The sequence below is a fragment of the Nostoc cf. edaphicum LEGE 07299 genome (assembly GCF_015207245.1).
Classification (GTDB): domain Bacteria; phylum Cyanobacteriota; class Cyanobacteriia; order Cyanobacteriales; family Nostocaceae; genus Nostoc; species Nostoc edaphicum_B.
In genome coordinates this window covers 1-3753 of record NZ_JADEXF010000604.1, presented here as the reverse complement: position 1 = coordinate 3753, position 3753 = coordinate 1, and the positions used below count along the sequence as shown (strand labels likewise).

Sequence of the window (3753 nt, the reverse complement as noted above, 5' to 3'; positions counted from 1 at the left end):
ATCTCGATGTGCCTAACTTTTTATACAAATCTATTGTTGATGAAAAATTGCAAACTTGGATAGTGTTCGCAAGCCAATCCGTATCGCGTAGCAGCCTTATTATACGCCGACATCATTAATACTTGTAGTTCCTTTTTTAGAATGTACTATGAAATACTTAATGGATTCAGTATACAGACGTAAATAGATACAAAAATTGATTGCGTAAAAGGTTATTATTTATGGGATGCCGATTAAAAGTATTTCTCACACAAGAAGAAAAGCTGACTTTAGAAGAGTTGAGAAAAGCTAAAGATGTTCCTCAACGTACTAAGGATCGCGCTCAAGTTTTACTGCTGAATACTCGTGGCTTAAAAAATGAGCAAATTGCAAAAGGCTTGAACTGGGCGGTTTCAACAGTGCGTCAAACCCTTCATCGTTGGGAAAAAATGGGTTTAGCAGGTTTATGGGATGCTCCCGGTCGAGGAGGAAAACCTCGATATTCGGAATCAGATTTGGTTTATCTCGAAAATTGTTTAGCTCAAGAGTCAGAGACTTATAACTCTAAACAATTAGCAAAAAAACTAGCATCTGAACGTCAAGTAAACTTGAGTGCAGATCGACTACGACGGGTACTGAAAAAAAGGGGAAGGAGATTTGGAAGCGCACGCACACAAACCCAGAAACAGCAAGCATAATTAGCTAATTAAACCATCTTGGACTCGAATCACTCGCAATACTTTTCGCTTAAGGGGGAAAAGGGAAAGGTTTGGATTTACCTTTTCCCCAAATCCAATAACCTTTCCCCAGAGCAAAAGAAAGATTGTTGGGTTTATCCGAAAAGTATTGGAATTACTCGTTCCGTTTGAGATGCGATCGCTAGATCGTAGATGACCATCACGATTATCTTCTTGACAAATTCCTGCTTTTTGCAGAGATAGCGCTTGTTGTTGCTTTACTTCTGCACGGGCTTAATCGATATTTTATTGACAGGTTCCTACTTTTTGCGGAAATAGTGCTTGCTGCGCTTCTTTCTGTTACTTGGGCTTAATTGAACAGTATTGCTATGTTAGCCGTTGAACTCAAGTGAGCTGTGCATTATAGAAAATTCTGATGGGAGTTTCCCATAAAACAAAGCCCACTTACACATCACAGTGTCAAGTGGACTTGTTAACTATTTTTAGTGGATCCGAGCAGAGTCGAACTGCTGTCCAAATTGGGTATTAACCCCCCGCTCATTCACAGGTTTAGCCTTTCTAATCCTCAAGGCGGGAATCGTTCATTATCCCGAACGTAGGATGCTCTGATTTAATCTTAGCTAGCAAGCCAACCAGAGAACGCTTACTAGAGCATCCGTTGGGGGTTGGTCTTCAGTCCTTAACGGAGTCAAACTAAAGACGCTCGAACCTGTAAGAGGTTTTTAGGCAGCTGCTACTAGAGCAGGCTTACGAGCAAAGCTAACGATGTTATTCGCATTTACTTTTTGTTTGAGCCTTTGATTTTCGAGAGGAGACTCACTCTCGACCTGAATCACAGAGCAGCGTTCGCCAACCTGTCGAAACCGTGACGGACCCATGCGCTTCATAATCTAATTATAATACGCAATTTTGGAAATGTGTTATTGACAAAAAATTTTTGGTTTATGCCAGTACTGCTGAGAAACACAGGGTATCTTTATAGGAGTTTGGTTTTAGATGGTCAGTGTAGTTGGCGCATAGGGCGATCTCTTTGTAGCCGTTTTCCCGTAAACACATAATAAATTCGTCGCGTCCAAACCAATGTAGGGAAAGATTTTGTAACTCTGTAGCAACAAGTTTGCCCTCTTTCCACTTCTCGTAGCGAATCACAGTTGTGTTAACTTGATTGAGCCAGTCTATCCGAGATGTGGATTGTAAAAGGATTGTTGATCCATCTGGGCAGTTGATTGGCAATAACTGTTTAACAATGTTCTCTGTTTTAAAATCTTCGATAGGCAACTCTAAATCAATAAAGATTCGCCCTTGTGGTTCCAAATGTCGAGCAAAAGCTTGCAATGCAGCCACAGCAGCAGTTCGCTTTTCTAGCAACATAAACGAGCCAAAGGAAACTGCGATCGCACTATATCTACCAGAAATGTCAAGATTTTCTACACAACCTTGATGCAGAACAGGATTTAAATTCCTGTCAATACAGTGTTTTCGACAAGCAGCAAGCATGTCTGGTGAAGTATCAATACCCTCAACATTGATACCAGCTTCTAGCAGTGGAATGAGTAATCGTCCCGTTCCCACCATCGCCTCCAAAATTCTGCCACCAATTGATGAAAGATGTTTGATGTAGTATGGAATATCTGGGTAATCTTGACCAATGGGCTTAGTTATTTCATAAACCTCAGTACATAAGGGCCCGTATGCCGTTAATACCATCTATAAAAGTCTCAAATACTAAAGATAGCCAATTACTAATCTTAAAATAATTAGCAATTGGCTATATATGACAACGCACTACAAATAAATAATTAGCTATACCTAAGTTAGTGCTTCAGCACCACCCACAACTTCAAGGAGTTCTTGGGTAATTGCAGCTTGTCGAGCTTTGTTGTAGGACAGGGTGAGAGTGTTAATTAGTTCACCAGCGTTTTCACTGGCATTGCTCATGGCTGTCATCCGCGCTGCTAGTTCGCTAGCTGCCGATTCTTGTAGCGCCCGCAATAGCTGGTTACTCAGATAAAGGGGCAATAGAGAATCAAGAATCTGCACGGGATCCTGCTCGAAGATCATGTCAGGAGCCAACGTGCGGGCTTGGCTAGTCACTTTCTCCCGTTCGACTTCAAATTTACCGCCACGGGTTGTTAAGCGGAAGATTTCGTCATCGCCTGCTTCTAGACCTTGCGGATCGAGGGGCAGTAAGGTTTGGATCACAGGACGGGAGCTAACCAAGGAAAGGAACCTGGTGTAAATTAATTCGATGCGGTCTACTTCTTCGGAAAGAAATAAGGAAAGTAGTTGGTCAGCAATCTGATTGGCTTCTGCTGCGGTGGGAATTTGCTCTAAGCCGCTATAGGTAGCATCAATAGGCTGATCGCGGCGTTGAAAGTACTGTGTAGCTTTACGCCCTACGAGCACAAATTTATAGTCTAAACCTTCTGCCGTAATTTCTTTGGCGCGGTTCTCTGCACGACGGATAACGTTATTATTGTAGCCGCCGCATAGACCGCGATCACCTGAAATTACCAATAGCCCGACTGACTTAACTTCTCTTTTTCTCAGTAATGGTAGGTTTGCTTCTTCAAAGCGCAAACGGCTTTGTAAACCATACAATACTTGTGCCAAGCGATCGGCAAAGGGGCGAGTTGCTAGCACTTGTTCTTGCGCCCGGCGCACTCTAGCCGCAGCTACGAGACGCATGGCTTCTGTGATTTTTTTGGTGTTTTTGACCGACTGAATGCGATCGCGTATTGCTTTTAGATTGGCCATATTCTTGTCCTTAGTCCTTAGTCATTTGTCATTTGTCCTCTCTTACAAAGTTCTGATGCCTGCGGCAACCCCTTCGGGGAACGGAGGAAACCTCCGCTCAGACTTTGCGCTTTATCACTAGTCATTAGTTATTTACCAATGACTAATGACTAATGACTGATGACTAATTACGCTGCTGCTTTGAAGGTCTTCTTGTATTCGGTAAGTGCTTCTTTTAAGGCAGCTTCTTCTGCATCACCTAGTGCTTTGGAGCTTCTTACTCCTTCGGCATACTGGGTTTTACCAGTCTTTAAGTACTCCCGCAGACCTTGGGTAAAGG

At 42.7% G+C, this 3753-nt stretch carries 3 protein-coding genes and 1 other RNA gene; 1 reads left to right on the top strand and 3 read right to left on the bottom strand.

Annotated elements, in window-relative coordinates:
* Positions 1-221: 221 nt before the first annotated feature.
* The gene (locus tag IQ229_RS17610) at positions 222-677 is read left to right on the top strand and encodes a helix-turn-helix domain-containing protein (protein WP_194045905.1); all 456 of its coding nucleotides are present in this window, start codon (positions 222-224) and stop codon (positions 675-677) included.
* A gap of 483 nt (positions 678-1160) precedes the next feature.
* On the opposite strand, the gene ssrA is transcribed toward IQ229_RS17610, so the two are convergent.
* The 3 genes from ssrA to IQ229_RS17595 form a co-directional block, all read right to left on the bottom strand.
* Positions 1161-1553, bottom strand: a transfer-messenger RNA (tmRNA) gene (gene ssrA, locus IQ229_RS17605).
* A 66-nt stretch (positions 1554-1619) separates the two neighbouring features.
* Positions 1620-2384, bottom strand: coding sequence for a class I SAM-dependent methyltransferase (locus tag IQ229_RS17600; protein WP_194045903.1), 765 nt, complete (start codon positions 2382-2384; stop codon positions 1620-1622).
* Positions 2385-2486: 102 nt separating this feature from the next.
* On the bottom strand, positions 2487-3434 hold the full coding sequence (locus IQ229_RS17595; RefSeq protein ID WP_194045901.1) for a F0F1 ATP synthase subunit gamma: 948 nt from the start codon (positions 3432-3434) through the stop codon (positions 2487-2489).
* Positions 3435-3753 lie beyond the last annotated feature (319 nt).

Excerpts from the sequence above, each read along its gene's own strand:
- IQ229_RS17610 (WP_194045905.1), top strand. The coding sequence starts at position 222 with ATGGGATGCCGATTAAAAGTATTTCTCACACAAGAAGAAAAGCTGACT.
- IQ229_RS17600 (WP_194045903.1), bottom strand. The coding sequence starts at position 2,384 with ATGGTATTAACGGCATACGGGCCCTTATGTACTGAGGTTTATGAAATA.
- IQ229_RS17595 (WP_194045901.1), bottom strand. The coding sequence starts at position 3,434 with ATGGCCAATCTAAAAGCAATACGCGATCGCATTCAGTCGGTCAAAAAC.